Source organism: Actinomadura sp. NPDC023710, assembly GCF_040639875.1.
In the GTDB taxonomy this organism is placed as follows: Bacteria; Actinomycetota; Actinomycetes; order Streptosporangiales; family Streptosporangiaceae; genus Spirillospora; species Spirillospora citrea.
In genome coordinates this window covers 111562-125792 of the sequence record NZ_JBFAGB010000023.1, presented here as the reverse complement: position 1 = coordinate 125792, position 14231 = coordinate 111562, and the positions used below count along the sequence as shown (strand labels likewise).

Annotated in this window: 14 protein-coding genes and 1 tRNA gene; 6 read left to right on the top strand and 9 right to left on the bottom strand. The window is 71.9% G+C overall.

Annotated features, from left to right (window positions below; all coding sequences use genetic code 11):
• Nucleotides 1-28: 28 nt before the first annotated feature.
• Both AB0H37_RS25965 and AB0H37_RS25960 read right to left on the bottom strand, forming a co-directional pair.
• Nucleotides 29-1045 (bottom strand): aldo/keto reductase, encoded by a 1017-nt coding sequence (locus tag AB0H37_RS25965; protein ID WP_360615790.1) that lies wholly within the window; start codon nucleotides 1043-1045, stop codon nucleotides 29-31.
• Nucleotides 1042-1488 carry a VOC family protein gene (locus AB0H37_RS25960; protein WP_360615788.1) on the bottom strand — a complete coding sequence of 149 codons (447 nt, stop codon included), beginning with the start codon at nucleotides 1486-1488 and terminating at the stop codon, nucleotides 1042-1044. The genes AB0H37_RS25965 and AB0H37_RS25960 overlap by 4 nt, the downstream gene beginning before the upstream one ends.
• A 59-nt stretch (nucleotides 1489-1547) precedes the next feature.
• Between AB0H37_RS25960 and AB0H37_RS25955 the strand changes: the two genes are divergently transcribed.
• The gene (locus AB0H37_RS25955; protein ID WP_360615786.1) at nucleotides 1548-2201 is read left to right on the top strand and encodes a TetR/AcrR family transcriptional regulator; all 654 of its coding nucleotides are present in this window, start codon (nucleotides 1548-1550) and stop codon (nucleotides 2199-2201) included.
• 124 nt (nucleotides 2202-2325) lie between these two features.
• Here the strand turns inward: AB0H37_RS25955 and AB0H37_RS25950 are convergent, their stop codons facing one another.
• The gene (locus AB0H37_RS25950; RefSeq protein ID WP_360615784.1) at nucleotides 2326-3522 is read right to left on the bottom strand and encodes an MFS transporter; all 1197 of its coding nucleotides are present in this window, start codon (nucleotides 3520-3522) and stop codon (nucleotides 2326-2328) included.
• Nucleotides 3523-3623: 101 nt separating this feature from the next.
• Between AB0H37_RS25950 and AB0H37_RS25945 the strand changes: the two genes are divergently transcribed.
• A complete protein-coding gene (locus AB0H37_RS25945) occupies nucleotides 3624-4229 on the top strand; it encodes a TetR/AcrR family transcriptional regulator (protein WP_360615782.1) in 606 nt (201 codons plus the stop codon).
• On the opposite strand, the gene AB0H37_RS25940 is transcribed toward AB0H37_RS25945, so the two are convergent.
• The 5 genes from AB0H37_RS25940 to AB0H37_RS25920 are packed head-to-tail and all read right to left on the bottom strand — an operon-like array spanning nucleotide 4226 to nucleotide 10534.
• Nucleotides 4226-5425, bottom strand: coding sequence for a hypothetical protein (locus AB0H37_RS25940; RefSeq protein WP_360615780.1), 1200 nt, complete (start codon nucleotides 5423-5425; stop codon nucleotides 4226-4228). The two genes, AB0H37_RS25945 and AB0H37_RS25940, sit on opposite strands and share 4 nt — an antisense overlap.
• The gene (locus tag AB0H37_RS25935; RefSeq protein ID WP_360615778.1) at nucleotides 5422-7671 is read right to left on the bottom strand and encodes a xanthine dehydrogenase family protein molybdopterin-binding subunit; all 2250 of its coding nucleotides are present in this window, start codon (nucleotides 7669-7671) and stop codon (nucleotides 5422-5424) included. Before AB0H37_RS25935 ends, AB0H37_RS25940 begins: the two co-directional genes overlap by 4 nt.
• Entirely contained in the window at nucleotides 7668-8660 is a 993-nt protein-coding gene (locus AB0H37_RS25930) for a xanthine dehydrogenase family protein subunit M (RefSeq protein ID WP_360615776.1), read from the bottom strand. Before AB0H37_RS25930 ends, AB0H37_RS25935 begins: the two co-directional genes overlap by 4 nt.
• A complete protein-coding gene (locus AB0H37_RS25925; protein WP_329097164.1) occupies nucleotides 8657-9172 on the bottom strand; it encodes a (2Fe-2S)-binding protein in 516 nt (171 codons plus the stop codon). Before AB0H37_RS25925 ends, AB0H37_RS25930 begins: the two co-directional genes overlap by 4 nt.
• A 36-nt stretch (nucleotides 9173-9208) precedes the next feature.
• Entirely contained in the window at nucleotides 9209-10534 is a 1326-nt protein-coding gene (locus tag AB0H37_RS25920; protein ID WP_360615773.1) for an MFS transporter, read from the bottom strand.
• 99 nt (nucleotides 10535-10633) lie between these two features.
• On the opposite strand from AB0H37_RS25920, the gene AB0H37_RS25915 reads away from it, so the two are divergent.
• The 3 genes from AB0H37_RS25915 to AB0H37_RS25905 all read left to right on the top strand — a co-directional run bounded on the left by AB0H37_RS25915 (nucleotide 10634) and on the right by AB0H37_RS25905 (nucleotide 12976).
• Nucleotides 10634-11719 (top strand): helix-turn-helix domain-containing protein, encoded by a 1086-nt coding sequence (locus AB0H37_RS25915; protein ID WP_360615771.1) that lies wholly within the window; start codon nucleotides 10634-10636, stop codon nucleotides 11717-11719.
• A gap of 201 nt (nucleotides 11720-11920) precedes the next feature.
• Nucleotides 11921-12403 carry a carboxymuconolactone decarboxylase family protein gene (locus AB0H37_RS25910; RefSeq protein ID WP_329097170.1) on the top strand — a complete coding sequence of 161 codons (483 nt, stop codon included), beginning with the start codon at nucleotides 11921-11923 and terminating at the stop codon, nucleotides 12401-12403.
• A gap of 87 nt (nucleotides 12404-12490) precedes the next feature.
• Nucleotides 12491-12976, top strand: a complete 486-nt coding sequence (locus tag AB0H37_RS25905; protein WP_360615769.1) for a carboxymuconolactone decarboxylase family protein — start codon at nucleotides 12491-12493, stop codon at nucleotides 12974-12976.
• 288 nt (nucleotides 12977-13264) lie between these two features.
• Here the strand turns inward: AB0H37_RS25905 and AB0H37_RS25900 are convergent.
• Nucleotides 13265-13347 (bottom strand) — tRNA-Leu (locus AB0H37_RS25900).
• Between the two features lie 128 nt (nucleotides 13348-13475).
• Here AB0H37_RS25900 and AB0H37_RS25895 point away from each other — a divergent pair.
• Nucleotides 13476-14231: a DUF3662 and FHA domain-containing protein gene (locus tag AB0H37_RS25895; protein ID WP_179831506.1), complete on the top strand. Its 756-nt coding sequence runs from the start codon at nucleotides 13476-13478 to the stop codon at nucleotides 14229-14231.

The following is a 14231-nucleotide window of genomic DNA, read 5'->3' as shown; positions in this document are numbered from 1 at the left end:
GCTGGTCGCGGCCATCGCGGCACCGGGCCTACTCCCGCGGTCTTTCGGGGGTGGGGAGCGCGGCGCCGAAGACCCAGGGAGAGGTTTCGGCGATGAAGTCGTTCGGGAATCCGGGCGTGAACTCGGTGGCCTCGGTCAGTCGAGCGACGGTCTCGGGCGGGAGGGTGAGATCGAGTGCGGCGAGGTTGTCGCGCAACTGATCGCTGGTGCGTGCCCCGATGATGGGATGGACGATGGGCGAACGGCTCATCGTCCAGGCGATCGCCACCTGCGCGGGCGTGGCGCCCAGCTCGTCGGCGACCTCTGCTACGACGCGGGCGACGGCGTGGTCGCCGTCCGAGAGCGATGCGCCGGCGAGCCGGCCACTGGCGGTCCCCGAGCGGGTGTACTTTCCCGACAGCACCCCGCCGGCCAGCGGGCTCCACGTCGTGACGCCGAGTCCGAGCGTCTCGGCCATCGGCAGCAGGTCTCGCTCGATATCGCGCTTCAGCAGGCTGTAGGGGACCTGGAGCGCGATGAACCGGCTCCAGCCGCGGCACTGGGCCAGTGTGTTGGCGTGCGCGACGACCCAGGCGGGGGTGTCGGAGATCCCCACGTACAGCACCTTGCCGGCCTGGACCGCGTCGTCGAGCGCGCGCATGGTCTCCTCGACCGGCGTGTGCCGGTCCCACATGTGCACCCAGTACACGTCGAGGTAGTCGGTGCGCAGCCGGCGCAGGCTGGTCTCCAGCGAGGCGCGCAGGTTCTTGCGCTGGTTGCCTGCGGCGTTCGGGTCGTCGCGGTCGCGGGAGACGGTGTACTTGGTACCGAGCACGAACGAGTCCCGCCGGCCTTCCAGGAGTTCGCCGAGGAACTCCTCGCTGGCTCCGTCGCGATAGTTCACCGCGGTGTCGATCATGTTTCCGCCGGCTTCGGCGTACTGGTCGAGCATCCGGCGGCACTCGGGCAGGGGCGCGCCCACGCCGCCGTGTTCACCGAAGGTCATCGCACCCAGGATCGCCTCGGACACCCGGAGGCCGCTGGTGCCCAGCGTCCGATATCTCACGCCTTCCCCGACCCGGAGAACAGCTGCGCGGCCTGCGCGACGACCTCCTCGTGCGGCACGTCGCGCACGTGCTGGTCCAGCGCCCACCGGTGTCCGAACGGATCCAGGAACTGGCCGGTGCGATCGCCCCAGAACGCGTCGTGCACCGGCTCGAAGACCGTGGCTCCGGCCGCCGTCGCCCGCGCCCAGGCCGCGTCGACGTCGGAGACGGGGACATGCAGTGCGGCGGGCGTGCCGCCGAGGCTCGCCGGTGCGCGCATGCCGCGTTCGGGCATCTCTCCCGCCACCGCCAGCACCGTGCCGCCGAGCCGCAGTTCGACGGTCAGCGTCGCCCCGCCGGGAATCGCTATGCGGCTCGTCTCGCGCGCGCCCAACGCCTCGGCGTACCAGGCGGCGGCCTGGTCGGGATCGGTGACGACCAAATGGATCGCTATATCTGCCATGAACCGGGACCATACACGTTGTACGGACACTGTGTATAGACATCGCGTATGATGGCCTCATGTCCGCCAAGCGCTCCTCCCGGCCCGCTCGCCGATCCGACACCCCGCCCACCTCCGGCCAACCCGGGGAACAGATCCTGTCCGCGACGCGCGAGCTGCTGCGGGAGCGCCGGTTCGACGGCCTCAGCGTGGCCGACATCCTGACCGCCGCCGGGGTGTCCCGCGCCAGCTTCTACTTCTACTTCCCCAACAAGCAGGCCGTGCTGGCCGAGCTGGTACGCCGGGCCGTGGCGCAGGGCCGGCAGGCGGCCCATCCCTGGACCGACGGACGGCAGGACCCGGTCACCGCACTGCGGGCGGGGACCCAGGAAGGCGCCCGGCTGTGGCGCGAGAACGCGGGCGTCCTCATGGCGATCGTGGAGAACTGGGCCTCCGACCCCGACCTGCGAGCTCTCTGGCTTGAACAGATGGACCTGTTCACCGACGCCGCCGTGGCGCGTATCCAGTCCGACCCGCAGGCCCTGCGACGACTCGCCGGCATGAACGTGCGCGCTGTCGCCGCATCACTGACCTGGCACGGTGAGCGGCTCTACTATCTGGCCGCAGCCGGGATTTCGCCCTTCGACGACGAGGACACCCTCGTCGACGTCCTCACCGACACCTGGACCGCCACCCTCTACGGGCGGCCGGCCGGGGAATCAACAGATCAGTGAAACGGAACCCGGCCCGTCGCAGCGGTGCGATCGGTGTGCAGTTCGCGCAAGGCGGCGGCCGTGGGGCCGGGTTCGGTCGGCCGCCCGGACGGTGGGCGGAGTGCGGCGCCGGAGTCGCCTCCGGTCAACGCAGGTCGGCGTGGCCTCGTGCGGTCGACACCGCCAGCGCCGCGACCAGAGCGGCGGCGCCGCCGAGCCACAGCACGCCCGACAGGCCGAGCGAGTCGAGGACGACGCCGCCGACCAGCGCGCCCAGGCCGATCGACAGGTTGAACACCGCCACCCACAGCGCGGAGGCCGGCTCCACCGCGCGCGGCGCGGCCTTGATCATCCAGGTCTGCAGTCCGACCGACACCCCACCGTAGGCCAGACCCCACACGACCAGCAGCGCGATGCCGCCGACCGTGCCCCGGCCCAGAAGCAGGAACAGCGGCATCGCGACGGCCAGGGTCAGGGTGATCACCTGCACGGTGCGGTGCGTCCGGCGGGCCAGTGCCGCCCCGGCGGCGAAGTTGCCGATCATGCCCGCGATTCCGAACCCGAACAGCAGCAGCCCGACCAGCCGCGCGTCGATCCCGGACAGCCGCCGCAGGGCCGGGCTGACGAAGGTGTAGGCCGCGAAATGACCGGTCACCACGAGGAAGGTGGCCAGTATGCCGACCCGGACGCCGGGGTTGCGCAGCTGCCGGGCCAGCAGGCGCGGGCTCATCACCTGGGAGGCGGCCAGCGGGGGCAGCACGCTGAGCAGCGCGGCCAGCGCGACCAGCGCCAGCGCGCTGAGCGACGCGAACGCGATCCGCCACCCGGTCAAGCCGCCGACCACCGTGCCGATCGGCACGCCGAACACGTTCGCCGCGCCGACCCCGCCGAAGATGATCGCGGTGGCGCGCGGCACGTGCGCCTCGTCCACCAGCCGGACCGCCAGCCCGCCCGCGACCGCCCAGAACCCGCCGATCGCCACCCCGACCACCACGCGGGACGACACCAGCACGCCGAAGTTCGGCGCCAGCGCGGTCGTCAGGTTGGCGCAGGTCATCAACCCCATCAGGCCGAGTAGCAGCAGCCGCCGGTCCAGCGCGCCGACCAGCGCCGGGACCACCGGGGCCGCGATCGCCGCGACGAGGCTGGGCACGGTCACCATCAGTCCGGCCGTGGCTTCGGACACCCGCAGCGCCGAGCCCACCTCGGTGAGCAGGCCGATGGGCAGTTGTTCGGCGGTGACCAACAGGAACGTGCCCAGCGCCACCGCCGCCACGGCCGCCCAGCGGCTTGGCTCCGGCTCCTGCCGTACGGCGCGGGCGGTCCGCTCAGTACTCGTCACGTCGACCTCCCCAGGAATCCATTTGGGAGCGATCGCTCCCAAATGCTGCGTCGGACCCTAGTATGGGAGCGATCGCTCCACAAGTCGGTTAGGGTGGGCGCATGGCACGACCTCGGCAGTTCGACGAGCAGGAGGCGGTCGCCCAGGCGACCGACCTGTTCTGGCGTCGCGGCTACAACGCCACCTCGGTCCGTGACCTGGGCGCCGAACTGCACCTCACGCCCAGCAGCCTCTACCGGACGTTCGAGGACAAGCACACGCTGTTCCTGCGCGCCCTCGACCACTACCGCGCGACCGAGTCCGCCCAGGCCAGGGAACGGCTGGCGACCGCCGGCCGGCCGGTCCGCGACGGGCTGCGGGACTGGCTGCTGTGGCTGGTGGGCTGCACCGCCGGCGCCGAACCCGGCCCAGGCTGCCTGGTGGTGAACACCGCCACCGAACTGGGCACCACGGACACCGAGGTCAGCGCGCGGACGGAGGCGGCCTTCGAGGTCACCCGGCGGGCATTGCGGTCACTGCTGGACGAGGGGCGTCGCAACGGCGAGCTGCGCACCGGACTCGATCTCGACGCGGCCGTGGAGATGCTGTTCACCACGGTGCTCGGACTGCGGGTCCGGGAACGCGCCGGACATGACCCGCGGCGGCTGGCCACCGCGATCGACTTCGCCGTCCGCGCGCTGGGCCCCGCGCCGACGGAGCCGGTTTAGCGGTCCTGCTTCGGGGCGAAGGGCCAGCGGAGTCCCACGCCCACGTGCAGGATGATGCCGGTGCCAAGGAAGCTGAGTGCGGCCGTGGTGACCCAGTCGTCGGCGGTGGCCCGCGTCCAGTCCATGCCGTCGGCGTAGGCGGTGAGGGCGCGGTCGAGAACGAGCGCGACCAGCGCGACGAGGACGAGGGTGAGGCAGCGGTTCGGTACGGGTGCCAGGTGAGCGGCGGGCCACCCGTCGAACAGCATCGCGACGATGAGGGCGGCGCTGATCACGCAGCCGCAGGCGGCGCTGATGGCCGCCGGTTCCCACCCGGCGAGCTCGCGGAGCACCAGGTAGGTGAGGGTTCCGGAGACGATGACGAGGGCGTTGCCCGCGAGCAGGCGCGGCGCGCGCGGGGCGAGGATGTTGACGGGCCAGCCGCGCAGGGCGATGAAGACCACCGTCTGCCAGACCCCGACCGCGACGAGCGCCGACCCGAAGTCGGCGGCGGCGATGGGGCCGCCGGGATCGCGGAGCCCGGCGGCGGTCCGGTCCGCGGCTGGGACGGCGTGGTGGTTGACGAGCAGGAGATAGGCGCCGGTCCCGACCGCCCAGGTGAGCGCGAGCGCGGCGACGCCTGAGAGGAGCCGGCCCAGGGCGGCCAGCGGCCACCGCTCGCTGACCAGAGTCAGCTGGAGCATGGCGGTGAACACCGCGGCGGCCAGGGGCAGCGTCGCGGGGAACGTGGCCGGGACGGCGGGCCCGGGCTCGGCCTGGAAGATCCCGCGCGGGTCGGAGTCCTCGACCACGGCCTGCCCGGCGAACGTCAGCACCACGGCGGCGGCCGCGAGCAGGGCGGTGTCGATCAGGCCCGTCCATGGTGTGGACAGCCGGGAGCCGGGCCAGTCGTTCCACCAGAACGCCATCATGGAGACGGCGGGCAGCGCGAACGTGGCCAGCGGGCCGAGAACCACCAGCGATGTCGCCGCGCTGCCGGTGCCCAGGGCGAGGGCGAAGAACACGACCGCGGTGAGCAGCGCGCCGCCCAGGCCCGACCAGGGCTGGGCGGCGAGATTCCAGTGCCGCTCGGCGGTGTGCGCGGGCAGCAGGTGGGGCGGGGTGGTCAGAGAGGGCCGTTCGGGCAGGGGTGAGGTGGTTCCGCAGACGAGGCCTTCCAGCCGGACCCGGCCGCGGGTCGTCCGGTCCCGGGTCACGCGTCCGGGACCGGCAGGTGGGCCAGCAGGTGTTCGGCGCTGATCGGCAGCTCGCGGACGCGGTGGCCGGTGGCGTGGTGGACGGCGTTGGCGATCGCGCCGCCCGAGCCCACCTGGCCGATCTCGCCGACGCCCTTGACGCCGAGCGGGCCGGTGACCTGGTCGTCCACTTCGATCAGTTCGATCTCGATGTCGGGTGCGTCGGCGTTGACCGGCACGAGGTAGTCGCCGAGGCTGGCGTTGGCCCAGCGGCCGAGGCCCGTGTCCATGCGGGTCCCTTCGAGCAGGGCCTGGCTCATCCCCCAGAGCATGCCGCCCATGAGCTGGCTGCGGGCCGTCATGGGGTTGAGGACGCGGCCGGGCGCGAACGCCGCGGTCATGCGCCGGACCCGGACGAGACCGAGGTCGGCGTCGACCGCGACCTCCGCGAACTGGGCCCCGAACGTCAGCAGCCCGTGCGGCGTGTCCAGCGGCGGCGGATCCCAGCTCCCGACGGCTTCGGCGTCGTTCATCATCTGCCGTTCCATCAGGTCGCCGTAGGTCTCGCCGGTGCCGTCGGCGACGCTCATGCGTCCGCCGGTGACGGTGATCCCGGCAGGGTCGGCGCCGTGCAGGGGTGACCGGGGGTCGCCGACGGCAGCGGCGGTCATCTGGTCGCGTACGGCGCTGGCGGCGTCGTGCACGGCGGCGCTGACCATCATCGCGCCGTTGGAGCCCACGGGGGAGCCGGCGGTCGGCATGTCGGTGTCGCCGTAGTCCAGGCGCACGTCTTCCAGGTCGATCCCAAGGCCGTCGGCGGCGACCTGGGTCAGGACGGTGGTCATGCCGGTGCCGAACTCCTGGGCGGCGGTGGACACCACGGCGGTGCAGTCGGGGTACAGGCGGGCGCGGGCCCGCTGGGTTCGCATGAAGAAGGCCACCGGGTACGCCGCGACGGCCATGCCGGTCCCGATCAGCCGGTTCCCCTCGCGCCGGACGCCGGGACGGGGGTCGCGGCCGTCCCAGCCGAACCGCTGCGCACCCCGCCGCAGGCATTCGGCCAGTCCGCCGCTGGACCAGGGATGACCGGTGTTCGGGTCGACGTCGGTGAGGTTGCGCATCCGCAGTTCCACCGGGTCGATGCCGAGTTCGCAGGCGAGCTCGTCCATCGCGCATTCGAGGCTGAACATCCCCGCGGACTCCCCCGGACCGCGGGTGAACGTGGGAGTCATCGTGTTGCCGCGTACCAGCCGGTGCACGCCCTCGAAGGCGGGAGAGGCGTACACCTGGGAGGCGGCGCCGAACGCGGGCTCGGCCCAGTCGTCGAACGGCGAGGTGACGGAGATCTTGTGGTGCCGGATCGCGGTGAGCGTGCCGTCCCGCCGCGCCCCGAGCCTGACCTGCTGCTCCTGCTCCTCGCGGTGCCCGCAGGAGGTGAACATCTGCTCACGCGTGACCGTGAGCCGGACCGGACGCCGGACGTGCCGGGCCGCCAGCGCGGCGAGGGTCACGTGCGGCCAGACCATCGCCTTGGACCCGAAGGCGCCGCCCACGAACCGGGTCAGCACCCGGATCTTGGACGGGGACAGGCCGAGCAGGGCGGCCACGGTCAGCTGCACGGCCTTGATGCCCTGGCAGGAGTCGTACAGCGTCAGCCTGTCGCCCTCCCACACGGCGGTGGTGGTCAGCGGCTCCAGCGCGTTGTGGTGGTTGGGGGAGAACCGGAACGTGGTGTCGACGTGCACGTCCGCCGCCGAGAATCCTTCCTCGAGGTTCCCGCGGCGCAGCTGGGCCGGCATGAAGCCACCGAAGATCTTCTCCGGTTCGTAGGCGTCGGCGCGGCCCTGCTCGATGACGGTGACGGACGGCGTCTCGGCGTACTCGACCTGGACGAGGGCGGCGACGTGCTGCGCCTGCTCCAGGCTGTCGGCCACGACGATCGCGACCGGCTGACCCGCGTAGTGCACCACATCGTCCTGCATCGGGAAGAACGTCTCTCCGGGCGCCGGCGCGCCCAGCAGGGAGGGGACCAGCGGCACACGGGCGACCCGCGGCAGGTCGGACCGGGTCAGGATCGCGGCGACCCCGCCGGCCTCCTCCGCCGCCGTCGTGTCGATCGAGGTGACGCGTCCGCTGGCCACCCGCGCTCCGACGATCTGCGCGTACGCCAGGCCCGGCAGGGCGAACTCTCCCGAGTAGCGCGCCGTGCCGGTGACCTTCTCCCGGCCGTCCACGCGCGCGACCTCTCGGCCGACGGCTCCGCTCATCGGTCATCCCCGTTCGTGAGCATCGTCAGCGCCCGGACGATCGTCCGCTGCGCCAACTCGACCTTGAAGGAGTTCAGCGGCCGTGGCGCCGCCGCGGCCAGCGCCCGCGCGGCCGCCTCGGCGAAGGCGTCCCGCGAGGCCGGCCCGCCGAGCAGGCTCTGCTCGGCCGACCGCGCGCGCCACGGCTTGGTCGCGATCCCGCCGAGCGCCAGCCGGACGTCGGCGACGGCGCCGTCGCGGACCTCCACCGCCGCCGCGACCGAGGCGAGCGCGAACTCGTAGGACGCACGGTCACGGACCTTCAGATAGACCGACCGGCGCGCCACCGGAACCGCGGGAACCTCGATCGCCGTGATCAGCTCCCCATGCTCCAGCGGATTCTCGCGCTGCGGGGTCTCCCCCGGCAGCAGGAAGAAGTCGTCGATCGGGACGGAACGCTCGCCTCCCGGGCCCCGCGTGCGCAGCACCGCGTCCACGGCGACCAGCGCGACCGCGACATCGGACGGGTGGGTGGCGATGCACCTGTCGCTCGTGCCGAGCACGGCGTGCCCGCGATGGAAGCCGGTGATGGCCGCGCAACCGCTGCCGGGCTCGCGCTTGTTGCACGGCGACACGGCATCACGGAAGTAGCCGCACCGCACCCGCTGGCACAGGTTGCCCCCCATCGAGGCCATGTTCCGTAGTTGCGCCGAGGCGCCGAGCAGCAGGGCCTGCGAGACCAGGGGAAACCTGTCCACCACCCCGGCCGCCTGCGCCACGTCGCTCATGCGTGCCAGCGCGCCGATGCGCAGGCCACCGTCCGGCAGATCCTCGACGCGGTTCAGGGGCAGGTCGTTGATGTCGACCAGCAGGTCCGGCCGCAGCACGTTCTGGCGCACCAGGTCCACCTGGGTCGTGCCGCCGGCGAGGAAGGCGCCGCCCGGATTCCTCCAGACCGCCGCGATCGCCGTGTCGACATCGGCCGCCCGCGCGTAGTCGAAGGGCCTCATCGTCCCGCACCGCCCATCGCGTCGCGGACCTCGCGGATCGCGGCCCGGATGTTCGGATAGGCCGCGCACCGGCAGAGGTTGCCGCTCATCCACTCGGCGATCTCGCCGTCGGCGGAGTGCCCCTCGTCCAGCAGCGCGACCGCGGACATGATCTGCCCCGGCGTGCAGTAGCCGCACTGGAACGCGTCATGGGCGATGAAGGACTCCTGCATGGGGTGCAGGCGGTCGCCGTCCGACATGCCCTCGATGGTGGTGACCTCACGTCCTTCGCAGGCGATCGCGAGCGTCAGGCAGGCCAGCACCCGGCTGCCGTCCACCCACACGGTGCAGGCACCGCACGTCCCCTGGTCACAGCCCTTCTTCGAACCGGTCAGCGCGAGATGCTCGCGCAGCGCGTCCAGAAGGCTCACCCGGGGCTCGATCCGCAGCTCCCGCGTGCGGCCGTTGACGGTGAGCCAGATCGTCCGGACTCCGGGTCCGGCCCCCGGCGGCGACGTGTCGTCCATCCTCATGCGGGAGTTCCTTCGGCGATCGGCTATCGGTCACTATCAGTATTCAATTATGCTCCGTCCGTAATCACGGTCACCTGTGGGGGGCGGCTCTCCCGGTTGATGCCGATGGCGAAGTCCCGGCACACGAAGCCGGAGAACGTCTCGCCCCCGGGGCGATGAGCCTGTTCCTTGGTCCTTTTCGGTGGCGACGGCGGAGGCGGAGAGGAGCGTCGCGGCGGAGAGGCCGCCCCAGAGGGCGGACGAGCCGTAGGAGGCGAGCGTGGTGATGACCGCCGGGGAGACGGCGAGGCCGAAGCCCGTGGAGAGCTGGAAGCGGGAGAGGGCGCGGCCGAGGACGGGGGCCGGGGCGAGGGCGGTGACGAGCGCGGTGGCGCTGCCGGCATAGATGATCTCGCCGATGGTGCAGACCACGGACACCGTGGCGACGGCCGGGGCACTCCAGCGGTTCCCCAGCGACGTGGCCGCCAGGAAGCCGAGGTAGGACGCGGCGAGTACCACGCCGGCGAGAGCCAGCACGGTCCGCCGGGAGAAGCGGGACATCAGGACGGTGACCGGCACCTGAAGGGCGACCACCAGCACCGTGTTCGCCACGAAGATGGCTGCCGACCACATCGGGGACGCGTGCAACCGGGTCACCAGGATCAGAGGCAGCGCGATTTCGGGGACGTTGAGGCAGAAGACGTAGACCACGTTGGCGGCCAGCAACGCGCGCATCCGAGGTGCGGGCCCGCCGGCCCTGCCCTCGGCCGGAACAGCGGCCGGATGCGTGTGCAGGTGGACCGACCATGCCAAGGCCGCCGCAGCGAGATAGGCGAGCCCGGTGACGGCTGCCAGCGCCTGCAGCGCAGTGGTGCCGCCCGCAAGGCATGCGGTGGCGAGGAGGGCGCCCACGCCCAGGCCGGCGTTGCGCAGAGCGCGGCCTCCCGCGAGAGCGGCGTCGCGTTCGCGGCCGTGAGCGACCGTGGCCACGAGGGCGGCGTGGGCGGCCGGCCATGCCTGGTTGCCGATGCCGAGGAAGAGCGCCGCCGCCGCGAACGGCCAGACGTGCTCTTCCGGGGCGGCCAGTAGCAGCGCCACGCCCAGCACCCGCACCAGCATCGACGCCGCCACGACCGTGCTGCGTGCGCCCCGGTCCAGCCACCGGCCGACAGCGGGCATGCACACCAGACCCACGACGATGCCGGCCGTCATGGCGATGCCGGTGGCCGACGCGGACAGCCTCAGCACCATCACCCCGTAGAGCAGCAGAAAGGGCCGCAGCAGGCCGGTGCCGAGCGCGTCCACCGCCAGGGCGACGGCATAGCGGGGGCCTCCGGAGGCCCGGACGAGGGCGCGCGGCTGGATCTTGGTGGTGGTTGCCATGGCGTCAACGGTGCGTTCGGCCGCCGGGCCGAGCGCGCCGGTTGACGAACACCGTCAACCGACGCGGTCGTCGGCCGTCCGACCAGCGAGAATGAGGGGGTGACGTTGAGGATCGACATCGGCGGCCCGCCGTCCGGGCGACTGCGGTTCGCCGCCTCCCCGCTGGCCGAGCTGACCGCGATGCTGCACGTGCTGGCCGAGCCCGGGCATCACCCGCAGCTCGCCGGCTGGGCCGGGGACGTCTGGGCCGGGCTGCGTCCGGAGCTGGCCGAGCGGCTCAGAGAGGCGGAGTTCCTCTGGCGTTCCTCACGAGCCGACTTCCTGGTCCCCGCCCGTCCCCGGCCGACCCTCGCCGAGGAGCTGGACGAGGTGGACCGGATCGACGACGAAACCTATGTGACCGCCGCGCTCGTCACCACGTGCGGCAGCAACCGGGTCCACTTCGCCGCGCCGTCGCCGCTCGCCGACGCGGCGGCGCGCGAGCGGGCCCTGGACCTGGCCCAGGCCCGCGGCGCGCTCCAGGAGGCCTTCGCCGAACGGCTGCTCGCGGACCCGGCCGCCGTGCGGGCGCGCGTGCGTCACACCCTCGAACAGTGCGCCGAGGCCTTCTTCGACGCCGCCTGGACGAGCGTCGCCGTGCGACTGGCCACCGACCTGCGTGTGAAGAACGACCTGCTGAAGCGCCAGGGCATCGGGGCGGCACTCGCGTCGGTCTCCGGTGCCGTGACCCTGGCGCCGGACGGCGACTGCATCATCGTGGACAAGCTGCAGGACAGTGCGACCTCCGCCCACGGCACGGGGGTCACCTTCCTCCCCAGCGTCTTCGGCCGCCCGCACCTGGTGGCGGTCCACGCGCCCGGGTGGCAGCCGGTGGTGCAGTACCCCGTCGCCGAGGCGAGTCCATCGGAGCCGGTATCTCTGGAAACGGTCACGCTACGGCTGGAGGCGCTCGCGCATCCGGTACGGCTCCGCCTGCTGCGCACCCTCGCCCGCGGCCCGCACACCACCGGTGAGCTGGCCCACGCCTGGGAACTTTCGCCCCCGGAAGTCTCCCGCCACCTCGCCGTCCTGCGCCGCGCGGGTCTGCTCACGGCCCGGCGGCAGGGCCGTTACGTCCGCTACACCGTCAATCTGCCCGACCTGACGGCGCTGGGAACCGACCTGCTGGCGGCCGTACTGCGCTGACCGGCAGCGCCACGGGGATCCTCCACCCCGTGATCCCCCACCTGAGCGCCGCCCTGCCTCTGGGAACGCCCGCGCCCTGGGGGCCTTCGGACTCTGAACCCCCGAGGCGGTCATGTGACGCGCGTCCCTCTGGTCCGGTGTCACAGGAACCAGGCCGTCGGCATCTCTTGTCCGACCGCTCACAACAGCAGGGAGCTCACGATGACCGCTCGTCTGAACCTCTTCGGTGACCCGACCGCGACCGCCGCCAAGGCCGCCAAGCACTTCGGAACGGCGAGCCAGACGATCCTCGCGGAGTCGACGGTGCCGGCCGCGACCCAGAAGCTGGTCGTGTTGCGCGCCAGCCAGATCAACGGCGACGGTTACGCCACCGACGTGTGGAGCAAGAACGCCGCTCAGGCGGGGGAGAGCGCCACCCGCATCAACCTGGTCGCGGCCTGGCGTGAGTCGACGGTGTTCACCGACGCCGAGCGCGCCGCCCTGCGGGTCGCCGAGGAGGGCACCCGCATCGCCGACGCCCACCCCGGCGTGTCCGACGAGACCTGGGCGAACGCCGCCGAGCACTACGACGACGACCAGCTGTCCGATCTGGTGATGCTCATCGCCCTGATCAACGCCACCAACCGCATGGCCGTCATCATCGGCCAGCGCGGCGGCGAGTACGAGCCCGGTGGACTCGGCTGATCCCGCACACCCGTAACCCCTCGGCCGGTTCAGAGTCGCGCGCACGATACGCGCGCCGCCCAACCCCTCGAAAGTGAGAACCACGTCATGGAACCCCGTTTCGACCTGATGGCCAACCCGCTCGGGGCCAAGATCGCCAAGCGCATCTACAACGTCGCCCTGGCGATCACCGACTCGTCGCTGCCCCGCTCCACCCAGGACCTGGTGATGCTGCGCGCCAGCCAGATCAACGGCTGCGGCTTCTGCGTCGACTACCACACCAAGGACGCCACCGCCGCCGGCGAGGACGCCGTCCGCCTCCACCTCGTGGCCGCCTGGCGCGAGTCCACGGTGTTCACCGACGCCGAACGGGCCGCGCTGGCACTGACCGAGGAGGGCACCCGCATCGCCGACGCCCACCCCGGCGTGTCCGATGAAACCTGGGCGAAGGCACGCGAGCACTACGACGACGACCAGATCGCCGCGCTGCTCTCCCTGATCGCCATGATCAACGCCAACAACCGGCTCAACGTCATGGTCCGCAACCCCGGAGGCGCGTACCAGCCCGGCCAGTTCGCCGACATGGCGAACTGACTCCCGCACTCCCTTCGCGGCCCGGCCCGGACCGGACCGAGCAATCCGGACCGGGCCATGCGCACATCCGTTCGGCAACATCACCAGCACCACCGGCCACATGACCAGCACCTTCACAGGCATGCCCCGAAGGCGCTCGACGCGAGTCCGGACGCTCCTGGGATCGGGTGGTCGCGGCCCTCGCGGGGGGCCACGTGAGGCCTCCGGGAAGCGGAAGAGCCCCCCAGCTTGTCGCTGGGGGGCTCTTTCCGTCACTGTTAGGGGAGGACTTGCGTCACTGACCCCGCGTGGGCGAGGAGGGATTTGAACCCTCACATCCTTTCGGACACACGGACCTGAACCGTGCGCGTCTGCCGTTCCGCCACCCGCCCGTGGGTGCCGTCCCGTTTCCGGGTGCCTGAAAAGGCTAGCACGGGGTCCAGGGTGGTTAGGTATCCAGATACGCCGAGCGAACCTTCGCACCGATACGATCGTCTACCAGTGGGGAAGGGAGGTGCCCGTGGGCGTCATTCAGCGCTTCGAGCGACGGCTTGAGGGCATGGTCGAAGGGGCCTTCGCCCGTGCCTTCAAGTCCGAGCTCCAGCCGGTCGAGGTGGCCAGTGCTGTGCAGCGCGAGATGGACGATCGGGCGGCGATCGTGGCACAGGGCCGCACGCTCGTGCCGAACGACTTCGTCGTGGAGATCTCTCAGCAGGACGGGCAGCGGCTCCAGGTGTACGCCGACAGCCTGAGCCAGGAGCTGGCGAATCTCGCGCGCGAGTACGCGAAGGAGCAGGGGTACTCCTTCGTGGGTCCGGTGCGCGTGCGGTTCGAGAACGCGGGGGATCTCGCCACGGGCATGTTCCGCATCAGGTCCGGGGTGATCCGGGGCTCGACGGTCGAGGGCGGGGAGATCCGCCGGCCGGTGAGCGACGTGCCGCAGGGGGGCCGGGGCGGGGTGTTCGGGGGGCATCCGCGCCTGCTGGTGACCACGGCGCTGGAGGGATCGGACACGACTCAGCGCACCTATGAGATCAACACTCCCGTGACCCTGCTGGGTCGCGGTACCGACTGCGACCTGCGCCTCGTCGACCCGGGCGTGTCCCGGCACCATGCCGAGATCCGCGTAGAAGGTCCCGAAATCGCTCTCGTGGATCTAGGGTCGACCAACGGCTCGTTCGTGAACGGGCAGCCGATCCGGCGGGTCACGCTGGTCGACGGCTCCCGGGTCACGATGGGCCGCACCACTCTTGTGTTCCGCCGCGATAGGGAGTAA